The organism is Acidimicrobiia bacterium (assembly GCA_036271555.1).
Lineage (GTDB): Bacteria > Actinomycetota > Acidimicrobiia > IMCC26256 > PALSA-610 > DATBAK01.
Window position 1 is genome coordinate 14,924 of the sequence record DATBAK010000048.1, and the last position, 17,544, is coordinate 32,467.

17 protein-coding genes are annotated in these 17,544 nt (G+C 70.2%); 11 read left to right on the forward strand and 6 right to left on the reverse strand.

Annotated features, from left to right (window positions below):
- Window positions 1-7 precede the first annotated feature (7 nt).
- The 5 genes from VH914_12180 to VH914_12200 all read left to right on the forward strand — a co-directional run bounded on the left by VH914_12180 (window position 8) and on the right by VH914_12200 (window position 5,214).
- A complete protein-coding gene (locus VH914_12180; protein HEX4491955.1) occupies window positions 8-1,417 on the forward strand; it encodes an OB-fold domain-containing protein in 1,410 nt (469 codons plus the stop codon).
- 82 nt (window positions 1,418-1,499) lie between these two features.
- Window positions 1,500-2,675, forward strand: coding sequence for a thiolase domain-containing protein (locus VH914_12185; GenBank protein ID HEX4491956.1), 1,176 nt, complete (start codon window positions 1,500-1,502; stop codon window positions 2,673-2,675).
- A 4-nt stretch (window positions 2,676-2,679) separates the two neighbouring features.
- Window positions 2,680-3,474, forward strand: a complete 795-nt coding sequence (locus VH914_12190) for an enoyl-CoA hydratase-related protein (GenBank protein HEX4491957.1) — start codon at window positions 2,680-2,682, stop codon at window positions 3,472-3,474.
- Between the two features lie 140 nt (window positions 3,475-3,614).
- The gene (locus tag VH914_12195; protein ID HEX4491958.1) at window positions 3,615-4,535 is read left to right on the forward strand and encodes an SDR family oxidoreductase; all 921 of its coding nucleotides are present in this window, start codon (window positions 3,615-3,617) and stop codon (window positions 4,533-4,535) included.
- A 19-nt stretch (window positions 4,536-4,554) separates the two neighbouring features.
- Window positions 4,555-5,214 carry a maleylpyruvate isomerase N-terminal domain-containing protein gene (locus VH914_12200; GenBank protein HEX4491959.1) on the forward strand — a complete coding sequence of 220 codons (660 nt, stop codon included), beginning with the start codon at window positions 4,555-4,557 and terminating at the stop codon, window positions 5,212-5,214.
- Here the strand turns inward: VH914_12200 and VH914_12205 are convergent.
- A complete protein-coding gene (locus VH914_12205) occupies window positions 5,189-6,379 on the reverse strand; it encodes an MFS transporter (GenBank protein HEX4491960.1) in 1,191 nt (396 codons plus the stop codon). The genes VH914_12200 and VH914_12205 overlap by 26 nt on opposite strands.
- Window positions 6,380-6,550: 171 nt before the next feature.
- On the opposite strand from VH914_12205, the gene VH914_12210 reads away from it, so the two are divergent.
- The 3 genes from VH914_12210 to VH914_12220 all read left to right on the forward strand — a co-directional run bounded on the left by VH914_12210 (window position 6,551) and on the right by VH914_12220 (window position 9,047).
- Window positions 6,551-7,834: a cytochrome P450 gene (locus VH914_12210; protein ID HEX4491961.1), complete on the forward strand. Its 1,284-nt coding sequence runs from the start codon at window positions 6,551-6,553 to the stop codon at window positions 7,832-7,834.
- 117 nt (window positions 7,835-7,951) lie between these two features.
- Window positions 7,952-8,392, forward strand: a complete 441-nt coding sequence (locus tag VH914_12215) for a hypothetical protein (protein HEX4491962.1) — start codon at window positions 7,952-7,954, stop codon at window positions 8,390-8,392.
- Window positions 8,393-8,501: 109 nt separating this feature from the next.
- On the forward strand, window positions 8,502-9,047 hold the full coding sequence (locus tag VH914_12220; protein ID HEX4491963.1) for an NUDIX domain-containing protein: 546 nt from the start codon (window positions 8,502-8,504) through the stop codon (window positions 9,045-9,047).
- Here VH914_12220 and VH914_12225 read toward each other — a convergent pair.
- Entirely contained in the window at window positions 9,044-10,171 is a 1,128-nt protein-coding gene (locus tag VH914_12225) for a hypothetical protein (GenBank protein ID HEX4491964.1), read from the reverse strand. The two genes, VH914_12220 and VH914_12225, sit on opposite strands and share 4 nt — an antisense overlap.
- A 110-nt stretch (window positions 10,172-10,281) precedes the next feature.
- Here VH914_12225 and VH914_12230 point away from each other — a divergent pair, with 110 nt between their 5' ends.
- From VH914_12230 to VH914_12240, 3 genes are all read left to right on the forward strand, one after another.
- A complete protein-coding gene (locus tag VH914_12230; protein ID HEX4491965.1) occupies window positions 10,282-11,457 on the forward strand; it encodes an acyl-CoA dehydrogenase family protein in 1,176 nt (391 codons plus the stop codon).
- A 2-nt stretch (window positions 11,458-11,459) separates the two neighbouring features.
- Window positions 11,460-12,458: an acyl-CoA dehydrogenase family protein gene (locus VH914_12235; protein ID HEX4491966.1), complete on the forward strand. Its 999-nt coding sequence runs from the start codon at window positions 11,460-11,462 to the stop codon at window positions 12,456-12,458.
- Between the two features lie 201 nt (window positions 12,459-12,659).
- Window positions 12,660-13,505: an alpha/beta hydrolase gene (locus VH914_12240; GenBank protein ID HEX4491967.1), complete on the forward strand. Its 846-nt coding sequence runs from the start codon at window positions 12,660-12,662 to the stop codon at window positions 13,503-13,505.
- A gap of 276 nt (window positions 13,506-13,781) precedes the next feature.
- Here VH914_12240 and VH914_12245 read toward each other — a convergent pair whose 3' ends face one another.
- The 4 genes from VH914_12245 to VH914_12260 form a co-directional block, all read right to left on the reverse strand.
- A complete protein-coding gene (locus tag VH914_12245) occupies window positions 13,782-14,597 on the reverse strand; it encodes a hypothetical protein (protein ID HEX4491968.1) in 816 nt (271 codons plus the stop codon).
- A complete protein-coding gene (locus VH914_12250; GenBank protein ID HEX4491969.1) occupies window positions 14,594-15,520 on the reverse strand; it encodes an ABC transporter ATP-binding protein in 927 nt (308 codons plus the stop codon). Before VH914_12250 ends, VH914_12245 begins: the two co-directional genes overlap by 4 nt.
- Window positions 15,521-15,662: 142 nt before the next feature.
- The gene (locus VH914_12255; GenBank protein ID HEX4491970.1) at window positions 15,663-16,328 is read right to left on the reverse strand and encodes a response regulator transcription factor; all 666 of its coding nucleotides are present in this window, start codon (window positions 16,326-16,328) and stop codon (window positions 15,663-15,665) included.
- Window positions 16,325-17,506, reverse strand: coding sequence for a sensor histidine kinase (locus tag VH914_12260; GenBank protein ID HEX4491971.1), 1,182 nt, complete (start codon window positions 17,504-17,506; stop codon window positions 16,325-16,327). Before VH914_12260 ends, VH914_12255 begins: the two co-directional genes overlap by 4 nt.
- Between the last annotated feature and the right edge of the window lie 38 nt (window positions 17,507-17,544).

Here is a 17,544-nt window from a genome sequence, read left to right on the forward strand (position 1 = left end):
ACCTGACGTGAATGCCCGCTTGGCGGCCGTCGGCGGCGCCGCGCCCACCCACCGCCTCCCCGCCGCCGCGGTTGGCAAGGCCTGGGGACGGGGCGGCGGCCGGGGGCAGGCCGCGGTGTGCGCGCCCGACGAGGACACCCTGACCCTGGCCTGGGAGGCCGGCACCCGGGCCCTCGACGCGGCCGGTATCGAGCCGGCGGCGGTCGACGGCCTGTGGTGGGGAACGACCCGCCCGCCCTTCGCCGAGGGGCCGAGCCACGCCTTCCTCGCCGGCGCGCTCGGGCTCGCCGCGGAGTCCGGCGGTGCGTTGTCGTCGGGCTCGACCCACGCCGGCATCGACGCGCTGGCCGCGGCCTCCGACGCGATCGTGGCGGGCAGCGCCCGCGTCGCGCTCGTGATCGCGTCCGACGCGCTGCGGGCCGGGGTGGGCACCGCCGCCGAGGCCCGTTGCGGCGCCGGCGCGGCGGCGCTGGTGCTCACCGCCGATGGCGGCGCGGCATCGATCGGCGCCCGCATCACGCGCCACCTTCCCGTCGTCGATCGCTACCGCGGCGACGCCGAGTCCGACACCCGCGACCTCTACGACGGCCGCCTGTTCCGGGAGGAGATCTTCCTGCCGCTGACCTCGGGAGTCGTCGAGCAGCTCAATGCGCTCGACCCCCGCGCGTGGTCGCTCCCCGATCCCGACGGTCGCCTCGGCGGCACGCTCGCCAAGCAGACCGGCGCGGGCGCCCCGCCGTCGGCCGAGGTCTACGGCGAGCTCGGCGACACCGGCGCCGCGGCCGCGCTGCTCGGCGCGGTCGGCGCGCTCGACGCGGCCGGCACCGTCGGCATCGTCGGCTACGGCGGCGGCCGCGCCACCGCGATCGCGATCCACGCCGACCGGCCGGTGCCCGGCGCCACCGCGGTGGCGCGCGCGATCTCCGAGGGCGAAGAGATCGGCTACACGGAGGCGCTGCGGGCGCGCGGGCAGCTGGTCGCGAGCGGCGAGACGATCCCGATGGGCGTTCCGCCGGAGAGTGCGATGTTCGTACGCGGCGCGGAGGAGATGCTCGGGCTGCTCGGTGGCCGGTGTGTCGACTGCGGCACGATCAGCACTCCGCCGTCGATCCATCCGCACTGCATCGCGTGCGGTGGCCCGAAGCTCGAGCCGGTCGCGCTGGCGCGGCAGGGCACGGTGCACACGTACGTCGTGAACCACACGATGCCGGCGCCGTTCGTCGCGCCGCTCCCGCTCGCGGTGCTCGACCTCGACGACGGTGCGCGGCTCATGCTCCAGGTCGTCGGCAAGGGTGAGCAGCTCGCGATCGGCGCCAAGATGCGGCTCGTGCTGCGGCGCTACGCGTACGAGCGCGGCGTGCCCGTGTACGGATTCAAGGCGAAGCAAGTGCCGTCGGCAGCGGAGGTCGGTCAATGAGGGCCAGGCGCAGACCGCAGGCGCGGTCAATCGCGAAGGTTCGCCGCACCGTGAGGATCGAGTGCCGGAGGTCGGAGCCGCAATGAGCTGGAACCGGGTCGCCGTCGTCGGCGCCGGCCTCATCAAGATGGGCGAGCTGTTCGACCAGAGCTACGAGCAGATGGCGGCGGGTGCGTTCTCGGCCGCGGTCGCGAGCGTCGACAAGGGCTTCGAGCCCGAGCTCGTCGAGGCGGCCTTCGTTGCCACGCAGCGGGGAACGCTGTGGGGACAGGAAGGCATCGGCGGCAACACCGTGCCCACCGCGATCGGCCTCACCGGCATCCCCTGCACGCGCATCGAGAACGCGTGCCCGTCGGGGTCGGATGCGTTCCGCGTCGGCGCGATGGCGGTCGCGAGCGGCGTGCACGACGTCGTACTCGTGATCGGTGTCGAGAAGATGCGCGACAAGTCGACGGAAGAGGGGTTGCTGTCGCGCGCCGCGGCCGGTCATCCGATCTTCACGCGCGGCGAGACCGCGCCCGTGTTGTTCGCGCCGTTCGCGACGCGCCACATGGCCGACTTCGGTACGACGCGCGAGATGCTCGCGTCGGTCGCGGTGAAGAACCACTACAACGGCGCGCGCGATCCGTACGCGCACTTCCAGAACGAGATCACCGTCGACGACGTGTTGAAGTCGGTGCCGGTGTGCCATCCGCTGCATCTCCTCGACTGCTGCCCGCAGACCGACGGCGCGGCAGCCGTGTTGCTCGTCAACGCGGAGCGGGCCGAGGAGTTCACCGAGCGGCCGGTGTGGGTGGCGGGCTTCGGCGTCGCGACCGACCACCCGTACCTGCACGAGAAGTCGTCGTTCACCGAGATCAAGGCGACCCGGCTCGCGGCCGAGCGCGCCTACGCGATGGCCGGCGTCGGACCTGGCGACATCGACTGCGCCGAAGTGCACGACTGCTTCACGATCACCGAGATCCTCGACATCGAGGACCTCGGGTTCGTCGAGAAGGGCAAGGGCGGACCCGCGAGCCTCGAGGGCGAGACCGCGCTCGACGGCCGCATCCCCGTCAACACCTCCGGCGGGCTGCTCGCCAAGGGCCACCCGATCGGCGCGACCGGCGTCGCGCAGATCACCGAGTGCTGGTGGCAGCTGCGCGGCGATGCGGGCGAACGCCAGATCGAGACCCGCCACGGCTTCGCGCTGCAACACAACGCGGGTGGACGCGGCTCGGGCGTCGCGGTCGTCAACATCCTGACGAACCGGCGGTGACGCGATGATCCGTGTCGACATCGGCGACGACCACGTCGCCCGCATCGTCCTCGACCGGCCCGAGGCGAAGAACGCGCTGACCGCGGAGATGCGCGACGACCTCGTCACCCACGTGCGTGCCGCGCGTAGCAACCCGAAGGTGCGCGCGCTGCTCGTCACCGGTGTCGGCGACGCGTTCTGCGCGGGCATGGACCTGTCGGCGTCGACGGTCGCGCAGGCGGGCCGCGACGACTTCGAGGTGCGATCGACGTCGGAGGCGCTGCGCGCGGGCGTGCAGGCCTTCATTCGCGAGCTGTGGGATCTCGACAAGCCCACGGTCGCGGCCGTGAACGGCGTCGCGGTCGGGCCGGGCGCGCACCTCGCGCTCGCGTGCGACTTCGTGATGGTCACACCCACGACGCGGTTCCTCTGGTCGTTCCACCGCTGGGGCCTCGTCGCCGACGCGGGCGGCGCGTACCTGTTGCCGCGGCTCGTCGGCCTGCCGCGCGCGAAGGCGATGCTGCTGCTCGGCGAGGGCGCGATCGGTCAGGCCGCGGTCGACCTCGGGCTCGCGTACTCGTGCGTCGAGGCCGACACGCTCGACGCGGAGTCGACCGCTCTCGCCGCGAAGCTCGCCGCCGGCCCGACGCGCGCGTTCGGGCTCACCAAGCGGCTGCTGAACGCGAGCTTCGAGACCGACCTCGCGCACTCGCTCGAGCTCGAGGGTCACTTCCAGGCGCTCGCCACCACGACCGGCGACCTGCGCGAGGGCATGACCGCATTCAAGGAGAAGCGCGACACGCAGTTCACCGGGACCTGAGCCTTCACGCCGGTCCCGTGGTACTGCGTTGCCGGCGTATCGCCGGGCAACGCAGTACCACTGAGACCACCGAGACGATTGGCGGGCGCGGAACCGGCTCTGGTCGAATGCGCGCCGACTTCTGAGCGAAGGGAATCACCGTGGGTCTGTTCGACGGCAAGGTCGCGATCGTCACCGGTGCGGGACGCGGCATCGGCCGCGCGCACGCGCTGCTGTTCGCGCACGAGGGCGCGGCGGTCGTCGCGAACGACCTCGGCGGCGACATCGCCGGTGCCGGTGCCGACGCCACCCCCGCGCAGGAAGTCGTCGCCGAGATCAACGGCAACGGCGGCCGCGCGATCGTGAACGGCGCGAGCGTCTCCTCGTGGAAGGGCGCGCAGGAGATGATCGAGCAGGCGGTCGACACCTTCGGCCGCCTCGACGTCCTCGTGAACAACGCCGGGATCCTGCGCGACAAGATGAGCTTCAACATGGACGAGGCCGAGTGGGACTCGGTCGTCGACGTCCACCTCAAGGGCCACTTCGCACCGTCGCGCTTCGCGGCCAGCTACTGGCGCGGCAAGGCGAAGGAATCGGGCGAGCCGCAGAACGCCAAGATCGTGAACACCGCGTCGGAGTCCGGGCTCTACGGCAACGCCGGGCAGGCGAACTACGCGGCCGCGAAGGCCGGCATCGCGGCGATGACGATCGTCATGGCGCGTGAGCTCGAGCGCAGCGGCGTGCGCGTGAACGCGGTCACGCCGACCGCCCGCACGCGTCTCACCGACACGGTCGCGACCGGCGGTTTCATGGACAAGAAGGAAGGCGAGTTCGACCGCTTCGCCCCCGAGAACATCTCGGCGGTCGTGGCGTGGCTCGCATCCGACCTGTCCGAAGGCGTGACCGGCCAGGTCGTGAAGGTCATGGGCGGTCAGGTGCAGCTGCTCACGGGCTGGCGGCCGGTGACGCAGGCGGAGTCGGACAAGGAGTGGACGGTGCAGTCGTTCGGCGCCGCCGCCGAGAGCCTCTTCGCCAAGACGGGCAAGGGCGTGCCGGTCTTCATGCCGCCGGTCCAGGACTGACCGTCGCTCCTTCGCAGCCGTGCCGACGCCGAGCGAGCTCGTCCGTGACGCCTTCCTCGGTGCCACCGCCGAAGCGCGCGGGCTGATCGCGTCGCGCGCGGTCGCCGCGCAGTGGCGCGAGCCGAGCGCGCTGCCCGAGCTGACCATCGGCGCGCTCGCGGGACACCTCGCGCGCGCCGCGTTCGTCGTCGTCTCGTACCTCGACGCGTCACCGGACGCCGATCCCGAGGCCGCGACGACAACCGCAGATCAGTACTTCGAAGCCGTGCTCGGTGCCGCGGCCGCAGCGGAGGGCGCGATGGACGCGGGGATCCGCGTGCGCGCCGCGGAAGAAGCGGCCGCGGGCCGGGACGCGCTCGTCGAACGGGTCGACGGGACACTGCTCGAGCTCGATCGACGCTTCGGCTCGGAGCCCGCGGAGCGCGCGGTGCAGGTCGCGCTCGACATCGTCATGCCGCTCGACGAGTACCTCGTGACGCGCATGGTCGAGCTCGTCGTGCACTCCGACGATCTCGCGACGAGCGTCGGTCTCGAGACGCCCGAGTTCGACGCGATGACGATGGCGTGCGTGGTCGGTTGCCTGCTCGCGATGGTGCGCGCACGGCACGGCGACATCGCCGTCGTACGCGGCTTCGCGCGCCGCGAGCGCGACGTCATCGAGGCGCTGCGCGCCTTCTGATCTCGCGTTCCTCCTCCGCACCCGTGTGGTACGCGAGGAGTCCACACACACCGACCGCGATGCCGAGCGTCGTCCAGAGCGCGGCCGCGCCCCACTGCCCGTACAAGGGCGCGGCGACCGCGGCCGACAGCGCCGCGATCATGAGTCCGGTCGCCTCGTACAGACCCTGCCCCGCGGCGACCAGCGCCGGCGGGCTCGACTCCGCGACCGCGGCCTGACCCGCGGTCGTGCCGCCGGCGTCGAACACCGACTGCACGAACCCGATGAGCGCGAGCACCATCGGGACCGGCACGAACCCGTACGACACGATGAACGGCACCGTGCACACCGCGCACATCGTGCCGAGCCGCAGCGGCCCGACGCGATCGGCGAGGCGCCCCGCGACCGGTGACAGGAGCGCGATCGGCGCGGCGAGGATCGTCAGCGAGATCGCGACGAACAGCCGGGTCGCGCCGAGGTCCTCCAGGAACCGCGCCCACAGGGAGTCGTACACGCCGATCGGGACGTAGAGCGTGACGCCGAGCAGCAGTCCTGCGCGCAATCCCCGGCTGCGCAACAGCGTGCGCACGACGTGGCGCGGCACGTCGTCGGGGTCGAGCGCGCCGACGTGCATGCGCGATACGGACGGCAACGCGCACGCGAGCAGCGCGGCGAGCAGGAAGAAGGGCACGCGCAGCCCGAACGCATCGGCGATGACCGCGCCGATCGGCGGCCCGAGCAGGAAGCCGCCGACGGTGAAGCTCGAAAGGCGGCCGAGGGCAGCACCGACGTTCTCCGGGTTGCGCTCGATCACGACGCGGCGCGCCGCGGGCACGAAGCAACCTTCGCCGAGGCCGAGCACGATGCGCGCGCCGATGAGCTCGATGAGATGATGCGCGATCCCGAGCCAGACGAGTCCGACGACGGACACGACGACGCCCGCGAAGAGCATCAGGCGCCCGTAGCCGCGGTCGGCGTACCGCGACAGCACGACCTGGGCGACGAAGCCGGCCAGGAACGATGCGCCGACCGCGGCGCCGAGTCCCCACGCCGGGAAGTGCAGCGCGGTCTGGTAGTCGGGCAGCAACGCGAAGATCGCGCCGAATCCGACGGTGACCGTCGCGGCGACGACGAGCAACGACAACGGCACGTCGAGCCTGCGCGCCCGGCGACTGGCGAGCTCCACCGATCCCCCGATCCGAGGTGGCCACGCTAACCGTTGATGCGCGCCGGACTCGTGCGAAATCGGTGCCGAGCCCACTTTGCGACGCTGAGTGCCCGCTACGGATACTGACGGTCGCAAGGTGGAGGGTCGACGTGACCGCCGTCCGCCCTGTGCCCTCATAGGCTGGCGCGCATGACGGTGACGATCCCGATTCCCAGCACCGATCTCGCGCTCGACGACATCCAGCTCGGCGAGCTCGAGCAGTGGATGCGCCCCGACCGCGAGGGCATCTTCGCCAAGCTGCGCGACGAGCGGCCGGTGTCGTTCCACGCCGAGCCGGTGCCGCCGCCCGACGTGCCCTTCCCACAGGGCCCCGGCTTCTGGGCGCTCACCCGCTACGCCGACGTGATGCAGGCGAGCCGCGACCCCGAGACATTCCACTCCGCGCCGAGCAGCACCATCGGCGACATCCCACCAGAGATCGCGGAGTGGCTCGGATCCATCATCAACATGGACGCGCCGCGCCACACGCGCTTGCGCCTCATCGTGAACCGCGGGTTCACGCCGCGCCAGATCGCGAAGATCGAGGCGTCGGTGCGCGAGCAGGCGCGCGACATCGTCGACCGCGTCGCGCCGCTCGGTGAATGCGACTTCGTGTCGGAGGTCGCGGCCGCGCTGCCGTTGCAGGTCATCTGCGACATGCTCGGCATCCCGCGCCGCGACCACCAGCGGCTGTTCGAGCTCACGAACGTGATCCTCGGTGTCGGCGATCCGGAGTACGTGCAGACGCTCGAAGGGCTCATGGCCGCGGGCATGGAGCTGTTCCAGTACGGGCTCGCGCTCGCGGAGCAGCGGCTCGCCGATCCGCGCGACGACATCACGAGCGCGCTGATGCACGCGGAGGTCGCCGACGAGTCGGGCGACAAGCACCGGCTCACCACGAGCGAGCTCGGCTCGTTCTTCCTGCTGCTCGTCGTCGCCGGCAACGAGACGACGCGCACCGCGATCAGCCACGGTCTGCTCGAGCTCACGAAGCGTCCGGACCAGCGCCAGATCTGGATGAACGACTTCGAGCGCGTCTCCCCCACCGCGGTCGAGGAGATCGTGCGCTGGGCGACGCCGGTGATCCACTTCCGCCGGCTCGCGACGCGCGACGTCAACGTCGGTGGGCAGGAGATCAAGGCCGGGCAGAAGGTCGTGCTCTTCTACAACTCCGCGAACCGCGACGAGCGCGCCTTCGAGGACCCGTTCCGATTCGACGTCACGCGCACGCCGAACGAGCACGTCGGCTTCGGCGCGGGCGGTCCGCACTTCTGCCTCGGCGCGAACCTCGCGCGCCGCGAGATCAAGGTGATGTTCGAAGAGCTGTTCCGCCGGCTCCCCGACATCGAGGTGAGCGGCGAGCCCGACCTGCTGCAATCCGCCTTCATCCACGGCATCAAGCGCATGCCGTGCACGTTCACGCCCGCGCGCTGAGCTTCGCTGCTTTCATTGTGTGCGCGAGCTGACACCCGTGACGTCGCCGCGGCGACGGTCAGTGGGTCGGCCCCCGTTCATGCTGAGTCGGTCAGGTAGCCGACTGAGGGAGTCCGCATGAACGACCAGCAGACATCGAGGGTGGGCGCGGCGAAGCGCGGTGTCCTCGACTCCTGGAAACGCAAGACGGGAGCCGCGTTCGCAGCACTGGCGGGATCGATCGCGTTGGTGATCCCGATCACCGCGCTTCCGGCATCCGCGTCGACGGGCAACGTCTACGTCGTGACCGCGCGCCAGGACGGGTGGTGTCCGGGCAGCGGCAACTACGTGACCTTCGTGAACTGGGCGACCTTCAGCGGTCCGGTCACGGCGTCGGGTGGTGATGGCGGCGACGACATCGTCTACCCGCGCGTCGCACTCAACACATCGAACACCATCGTGCTCGCCGTCTCGTGCAAGAAGACCACGCCGATGGGCACGAGCATCGACATCAAGCCCACTCGCACCGGCCTCACGTACTTCGTCAACACGAGCGGTCGGGTCACGAAGGTGAAGTAGCGAGCCGGTCGGGGTTCCGATCCTCGGTGCTGCGTGACCGCTGTCGCGTGGCGCACCGCAGCAACGAGGACGGTCCCGATCGAACACCGAACCCCTACGATGCCGACCCATGGTCAGCGGGCCGGCGGGTGCACTCCGCGAAGCGCTCGGGTCGCACCACGCGCGCGATCCGGTCGAGGCGGTCGACGTGGCGCGGCTGCAGGCGTTGATCGAAGGCGGTGACGACGTGTTCGCGCGCACGACCGCGGTGCACGTGACCGGTTCCGCGGTCGTGGTGCATCCGCCGACGCGACGCGTGCTGCTGCGCTGGCACCCGCGCATGCAGATGTGGATGCAGGTGGGCGGGCATTTCGACCCCGGTGAGCACGACCCGCTCGCGGTCGCGTTGCGGGAAGCGTGCGAGGAAACCGGACTGACAGATCTGCGGGCGCAGGCGGACGAACCGGTTCAGATCGTGATCGTGCCGGTCCCGGCGAACGACCTCGAGCCCGCGCACGAGCACGCCGACTTCCGCTACGTCCTCACGACCGAGGATCCCGACGCGATCGTCGCGGAGTCGGAGGACGCGCAGCTGCAGTGGCTCACGATCGACGACGCGATCGCGCAGACGACCGAGGCGAACTTGCGCGAGCTCTTGCGGCGCGTCGCGTTCTAGGTTGCGGGCGCGCCGTCGAAGAGATCGGTGAACCCCGACGGCTCGTGCGGCCCGAGCACGAGCTGTTCGAACACGCCGACGCCGACGCGCTCGCCCATCGTCGCCCGCACGATCTGCTGGATGTGCAGATGGAACGGGTCGACGCCCGTCATGTGATCCGCGACCTTCCACCGCTCGGTGTGCACGTCGAGATCACCGTGCCACTGGCCGTGTCCCCACTCGGGGTGCAGGTAGCCGAGCCCGCGCATGTGGAACGTCGCGAGCGGCTCGAGCTCGACCGAGAGCGCGTCACCGCGCAACGGCTGCAACTGAACAACTGCGTTCCGAGCGCGACGAGTGCCCGGCTCCCACGCGACCGAGGCGCGCGCCGATTCCATCACCTCCATCGCGACATCGGGTCCGAACACCGGATCGCTCGGCGACGACAGCACGGGCATCACGAGCCCTTCGTGGTGCCACTGCCGGCCGTCGCCGTGCTCGTTCGTGTCGAAGTGGACGCAGACGTCGTCGAAGTTGATCGGCGCCCACAGCCAGAAGAACTGTGGGCCGAACGCCGATGGTCCCGGCGGCGCGGTGCCGACCGGACGGACGCCCCACGAACGATCGCGACACCCGAGCACCGAGTCGGGCGTGATCTCGTGAACCGCGCCGTCGACCGTCAGCGAGCCCGACCACGCGCCCCACTGCGTGAGTCGCGTGTAGTCGAACACCGCGGTCGCCTCGTTGAACAGCGTGAAACGCGGCTCCTCGACGACGGGCGAGCGCGCGCCGAACACGAGGTCGGCCTCGATCCCGGAGTCGTTCGGCTCGACACGCACGCGCATCCGCCGGAACGGTTCCTCGATCGTGATCGAGATCGGACCGACGCGCGTCTCGGTCGGGTCGAGCGGCGCGCGCCGCGACGCGATGACGCTGATCTCCTCGCCGTCGTGCAACACCGCGAACGCGGCGTCCATCACTTTCCGGTTCGGATACAAGCCCAACGCGGCCCCGAAGTAGAGCGACCCGTCGCGCGTGTAGCCGTTGAAAAAGTAGCGGTCGTAGTGGTTCAGGCTGCTCTGCGCGGTGTGGGCGACCGGCTCGGACGTCTGGTGCAGCGGATAGTCGTCGAACGGCGTCAGCACAGCGCGAGCCTACGAGCACCCAAATGGCCGCGCGCCGAGCACCGCCGGTAGGGTCGGAGGCTGACGTCGGCGTCAGGTTTCACGGGATCACGGGAAGGCGCGGGAGCGCAATGCAGCTGGCTTGGAGCGCGCAGGACGAGGCATTCCGCGCCGAGCTCGCGACCTTCCTCGACACCGAAGCGCCGCCGGAAGCGCACGGCTACGACTTCGGCGAGTCCCGTCCCGACGAAGCCTCGATCATCCCCGACTGGCTGCGCGCGTGGCAGGCGAAGCTGTTCGACAACGGCTGGATGATCCCCGCGTACCCGCCCGAGCTCGGCGGACGGAACTCCACGCCGATCCAGACGCTCATCTATCTCGAGGAGCTGTCGAAGCGGCGCATCCCGCGCGCGACGCACTTCCCCGGCTACGCGATCGTCGCGCCGAGCCTGCTCGAGTTCGGCAACGACGAGCAGAAGAAGTTGGTGCCCGCGGCGATCCGCGGCGACACGATCTGGTGCATCGGGATGAGCGAGCCCAACGCGGGCTCCGACCTCGCGGGGCTGCAGACGCGCGCACAACTGTTCGACGACCACTTCGTCGTCAACGGGCAGAAGGTGTGGACGAGCTACGCGATGATCGCGAGCAAGTGCTTCTGCTACGTGCGCACCGATCCGTCGGCGCCGAAGCACCGCGGCATCTCGCTGCTCATCATCGACATGGACACACCGGGCATCGACGTGCGCCCGCTCCGTCACATCAACGGCAAGGCCGACTTCGCCGAGGTCTTCTTCACCGACGTCGAGGTGCCGCGCGAGAACCTGGTCGGTGAGCTCAACGGCGGCTGGATGATCACGCAGGGATCGCTCGCACACGAGCGTGCGGGTCTCTGGGTCGACAGCGTGTCGCGACTCGAGCAGACGGTGTTCGCGCTCGTCGACCTCGCGAAGCGCACGGGTCACGACCTCGATCCCGTCGCGCGCCGGCGCATCGCCGAGAAGTACGAGCTGGCCGCGAGCCTGCGCGCGCTCGGGTACAAGGGATTCGCGTCGTTCGCGCAGGGCTCGTCGGCGCCCGAGCACTCCTACATGAAGATGGCGACGTCGGAGGCCGGCAAGGCGGTGTTCGAGCTCGGCATGGAGCTGTGCGGACCGTTCGCCGCAGTGACCGATCCCGAGCTCGGCGACGAGAACGGACGTTGGGTGAACATGTTCTTCATGAGCTTCGCCAACACGATCGCCGGCGGCAGCTCCGAGATCCAGCGCAACATCATCGCCCAACGCATCCTCGGGCTCCCGCGGAAGTAACGATGGACTTCACCTTCACTCCCGACCAGGAGCTCCTGCGCGAGACCGCGCGCGCGATGTTCGCGAAGGAGTGTCCGACGACGCTGCTGCGCGAGCACATGACGGATCGCAGCGCGATCGTGCCGCTGCGCAAGCACGTGCGCGAGTTCGCGGGGCTCGGGACCGGCGCGGCGAGCGACCTCTGCGTGTTCCTCGAGGAGATGGGTTACGTCGCGGCACCGGGACCGTTCTTCGCGTCGGCCGTGCTCGCGGGTCCGCTGCTCGAAGCGATCCGGCATCCGCAGCTCGAGCCCGTCATCAGCGGTGAGGCGGTCGCCACGGTCGCGATCGCAGGAAACTCGGGCGAGTGGATCCCGAACGCCGAGACCGTGAAGTATTTCGTGCTCGACGCCGACCTCGCCGACTGGATCGTGATCCTCGAGTCGGGCCCGTCGGTGCGCGTGGTGCCGCGCGACCGCGTCGACCCCGTACCGATTCGCACGGTCGACTCGACGCGGCCCGTCTTCCGCATCGACGTCGGCGACGTCGAGAGCGAATCGTTCGAACTCTCCGCCGACGCATGGGAAGCGTGGCGCGACCGCGCGCACACGGTCATCGCGGCCGAGATGGTCGGCACCGCGCGCCGGCTGTTCGACATGGCCCTCGAGTACGCGAAGGAACGCAAGCAGTTCGACGTGCCGATCGGCTCGTTCCAGGCGATCCAGCACAAGCTCGCCGACCTCGCGCTCGCGCTCGAGCGCGCGACCGCGGCGGTGCAGTACGCGTCGATGACCGTCGACGCGGCCGACGCCGACCGCACCCGCGCCGCGCACGTGGCGAAGGCGGCGGCCGGCGACGCGGCGCGGCGCTGCTCGAAGGACGGCATCCAGATCCACGGTGGCATCGGCTACACGTGGGAGCACGATCTTCACCTCTTCATCCGGCGCGCGACTGCGTCCGAGTACCTGCTCGGCCCGACGTCGTGGCACCACGACCGCCTGGCGGATCTGCTCTTCAGCTGAGCTCTGGTCGGGCGCGCACCGCGCCGTGTCGAGTGACGATGGGGACGAGGCGCCACTCGACGGTGGGATCGCGAATCCGGGCAATGTCGTCCGCGTCGGCTCTCGCGATCTACCTATGGCGGAAACGGAAGGCGGCCTGCCTTGTCGAGGCGAGCCTGAGGCGCCTCGCGTTGCGAGCGCAGAGCGGGCATGATGCGCGCGATGGCGCTTGCCGAGGATCTTGAGATCGTCGTGCGGGGATCACGGCTCCGTGCGCAACGTTGGGGCTCTCGCTCTGGTCCGCTGGTCATCGGGTTCCCGGGTCTGAAGGGCTCGGCCGAGCGATTTGCGTTCCTCGGTGAGCGTCTTGGTAGTGATGAGTTGCAGTTGGTCGCGCTGGACCCGCGCGGCCGAGGCAAGAGCGACAAGACTGCGCCGGGCAGCTACGGGTGGGAGAATCACGCACGGGACGTTCTGGCCATCGCGGATGCGCTCGGCACCGAGCAGTTCAGCATGATCGGCCACTCGATGGGCGGGTCGGTGGCGATGAAGACCGCTGAACTCGACGCGAGCAGGTTGCGTCGCGTCGTCCTGATCGACATCGCCGGACGTGTCGATCGAGGCGTTGGTGCAGTGATCGCCGGCGAAATTGACGATTTGCGGTCGACCTACGACTCCGTGGAGCAGTATCTGACGCACGTCCGGTCGGGAGGACTGATCGAGCCGTGGGACAAGTACTGGGATCGCGTCCATCTCGCCGACGTGACCGAGGTCGACGGTCGCTTCAGGCACCGAACGAGCCCGGAGGCCGTCGAAGAAGATCGGGCGTACACCTGGACGCAACACCCCTACGCGCGATGGAAGTACCTGACGATGCCGACACTGCTCGTCAGAGCTTCCCAAGAGATGCGACCCGGTAGCGGGTTCGTGGTGCCGATCGCCGATCGAGACCGCTTCATGCGAGAAGTACCCGACGCGACTCTGGTTGAGGTCGATGCCAACCATCTGACGATCAAGAGGCACGCCGAGACGGCGAACGCGATCCAGTCGTTCCTGACGGCGCCATAACTGCCGCTCGGCGCTACCGCCCGAGCATGGGATCAGCCAATCTGGGCGCATGGTGGCCGAGGTTCCGGATTGGGTCATCGAGAAGACACGCGCGTTCGTCGATCGCTCAGGGCGTGGCGACGAACCTGCGGTGTATCACTGCGCGTTCGGCGACGACGGGAGCACCCATCACGTCGTCGTGGTGACAGGCGACTTCACGATTCACGCGGCGCGCCTTCCTCCGCACATAACGGCGGGTACGCGACAAAGGCATGCCAGGGCGCGTTCGGCGGATCACTACGCCGTGATGTCGCGTCGTCGGAAGATGAGGCTCGACGCCGCGAGGAACAGGCCGGCGTAGAGCGCGGTCATCAGCACCGCGCGGGTCCAGCCGCCGGAACCGCCGCTCCCCGATCCGACGCCTTGCAGCAGCAGGCCCGGGAACCACCGGTCGGCCGCCGCCCACGAACGGAACATGATGTTCTCGAACGGGAACACCCACGCGAGCATCACCGCGAGCGTGATCGGCAACGTGCGGAGTGCGATCGCGGCCATCATGCCGAGCAGTCCCCAGCCGATGCCCGACAGCACCGCGTCGCCGAACGCCGACGCGGTCGACTGCAGACCCGCGCCCGTCGTCCACGCGTGCACGGGCACGCCTTTGATTCCGGCCGCGATGTACGCGGTGAGGATGCCGGCGACCTCGGCGAGCGCGTAACCGATCGCGACGAACACGACGAGCGCGGCGATCTTGCCCGCGAGCAACCGCAATCGTCGCGGTTCGAACAGCGCGAGCGTCCGCAGCGTGCCGTACGAGTGCTCGCTCGCGATGCTCACCGCGAACATCACGAGCACGATCACGCCGACGAATCCGGCACCGAGCACGAAGCCCCGGGTCGCGCCGGCGCTCCCCGTGAGGTCGGCGAGGCTGAAGCCGACGGCACCGGGCCGGTCGCCGTTGAACACCTGCGGCCGGTCTTTCGCCACGAGGAACGCGAGCGTCGTCGCAAGCACCGAGAAGCCGACCATCGCGCCGTAGAAGCCGGCAAGCATCTTCGGACGGCGCAGCTTCATGAGCTCGGCGCGGAAGGCGCCGGAGGTTCGATCGTTCATGACAGTTCTCCCGTGAGTTGCAGGAATCGGTCTTCGAGCGTGCCCCGCACCGGCGTCATCTCGGTGAGGGTGATGCCTTCCGCGGCGCTGCGACGCGCGAGCTCGCCGGCAAACGTCGCGGGCGCGGCAACGGTGAGCCGGCCGTCGGCGACGGTGGCCTCGTGCCCGGCGGCCTGCGCGATCCGCGCCACGGTTGCAAGGTCTTCCGCGCGTTCGGTTGCGACGACGAGATGCTCGATCGCGCCGTCGATGAGCTCCGCGACCGAGCCCTGGTACGCGAGGCGGCCGCGCTGCACGACGACGAGCCAGTTGCACACGCTCTGGATCTCACCGAGCAGGTGCGACGACACGAACACCGTCGGACCCTGCGCCGCGATCGCGGTGACGAGCTCGCGCATGTCGCGCATACCCGCGGGGTCGAGGCCGTTCGTCGGCTCGTCGAGGACCAGTAGCGCGGGATCGCGCAGCAACGCGGCCGCAATGCCGAGCCGTTGCTTCATGCCCAGCGAGTACGTCTTGAACGGATCGCCCGCGCGCTCCGCGAGGTTGACGATGTCGAGCACTGTGGCCACGCGATTGCGCTCGACACCGCCGAGCGTCGCGAGCACCTCGAGGTTCTCGCGCCCGCTGAGTGGGGCGTAGAACGCGGGGCCCTCGATGAGCGCGCCGACGGCAGGGAGGTAGTCGTACGGGTGCTCGATCGAGCGTCCGAGCACCTCGGCTTCGCCGCTCGTCGGACGCACGAGGCCGAGCAGCATTCGCAACGTGGTGGACTTGCCCGCGCCGTTCGGACCGACGAACCCGGCGACGACGCCGTTCGGCACTTCGAACGAGACGTCGTCGACCGCGATCTGGTGACCGAACCGCTTGGTGAGGCCGACGGCACGGATCGCCGGCGGCCGGTTACCGAGATGGAGCGTCATGCAGCGCCTCGCAGGATTGGGATCGGGACCGCTCCACGATCCGCCGATCCCGCGGCGCCGACGTCCGTCGATCGTCGGTTCCTGCGCTACGGCTCGTGCGGCAGCGACCCCGTCGGCACCTACGCCCGCCGGCGTACGCGCGTCAGGCGGTCCACCCCGGCTGCACCAGACCGCTCTCGTACGCGAAGACCACGAGCTGTGCGCGGTCGCGTGCGCCGAGCTTGATCATCGACCGACTCACGTGTGTCTTCGCGGTCGCCGGGCTCATCACGAGTCGCGACGCGATCTCGTCGTTCGTGAGCCCGGCGGCGACGAGCGCCATGACCTCGCGCTCCCGATCGGTGAGCACCGCGAGATCGCGCGCGACCTCACGCGGCTTCGCCTTCGCCGCGAACTCGGAGATGAGCCGGCGGGTGACGCTCGGCGAGAGCAACGCCTCCCCCGCCGCCGCCGCGTGAACGGCGCGCACGAGCTCCGCGGGCTCGGTGTCCTTCACGAGGAAGCCGCTCGCGCCGGATCGCAGCGCTTCGAACACGTACTCGTCGAGCTCGAAGGTCGTGAGGATGACGATGTGCACCGCGGCGAGGCGGACGTCGTCGGCGATCATGCGCGTCGCCGCGAGCCCGTCGAGCTCGGGCATGCGGATGTCCATGAGCACGACGTCGGGCCGGTGCTCTCGCGTGAGCGCGACCGCCGCGCGCCCGTCGGCCGCCTCACCGACGACCTCGACATCGGCCTCGGCGTCGAGCAGAGCGCGAAAGCCGGCGCGCACCAGCGCCTGATCGTCGGCCAGGACGACGCGGATCATGCCGGCTCGCCGACCGGCAGGCCGGTGGGCAACTCGGCGCGCACGCGGAAGCCTCCGTCGGGGGTCCCGCCGGCCTGCAAACGTCCGCCCACGGCGGTCGCCCGTTCACGCATGCCTGCGATTCCATTGCCGTCAGTCGCTCCGTGACCGTTGCGCGCGCCGACGCCGTCGTCGACGACTTCGATGACGACCTCGTCGGCCCGGTACTCGATGCGGACCCGCGCGTGCGCGGGGCCGGCGTGCCGTACGACGTTCGTCAGCGCTTCCTGCACGATGCGGTACGCGGCTACGTCGACGCTCGTCGGCAGCGGACGGGGACTGCCGGTCACCTCGCTCGCGACCCGTAGCCCTGCCGCGTCGACCCGCGCGACCAGCGCGTCGACATCGCCGAGACCCGGTACCGGCGCGCGCGGGAGATCGTGCTCGGGGTCACGCAGGATGTCGAGCACCGACCGCAGCTCGCCGAGCGCGTCGCGGCTCGCGATCTTGATCGCCTGGAACGCGTCGCGCGCGGAGTCGGGCAGCTCGTCGCCGAGGTGAAGCGCGACCCCGGCCTGCACGTTGATGAGCGAGATGTTGTGCGCGAGCACGTCGTGGAGGTCTTGCGCGATCCGCACCCGCTCCTCGCTCGCGCGCCGACGCGCGCTCTCGTCGCGCGTCTGCGCCCGCTCGATCGCGCGCTCGCGGCGCGTCCGCGCGATCTCCGAGCCGCTGAGCAACACCAGGAGCCACGCCGCGAGCCCGACGATCGCGCCGATCCCCGGGCCCGAGTCGCGTTCGAAGAGCCACGGCACCCACAGGAACGCAGCCCAGCCCACGACGACGACGCCGACCGCGAACGCGCGGTCACCGTCGAGCACCACCGTCACGAACGCGACGATGAGCGCGAAGAAGATCGGCCCCTTCGGGAAATCGGCGGTCCAGTACGCGAGCGTCGACACGAAGACGAACCCGAGCACGAGGCGTGGGTAGCGGCGGCGCACGAGCAACGAAACCGGGCCGACGGCGAGGAGCAGGACGGCGGCGACCGTGAAGTCGCGATGTGGATGCTGGTGGCGCGACGCGAGCGCGGTGAACGCGACCTGGAGCACGACCACGACGCCCGCCACCACGGCGTCGAAGCGCCACTCGGGCCAGAGCCGATGCGGCGCGCGGGCGGTCGAGACCTCGGCGTCCACGCACTCAGGGTACGGGCTGCGCGCGGTGACGAAATCCG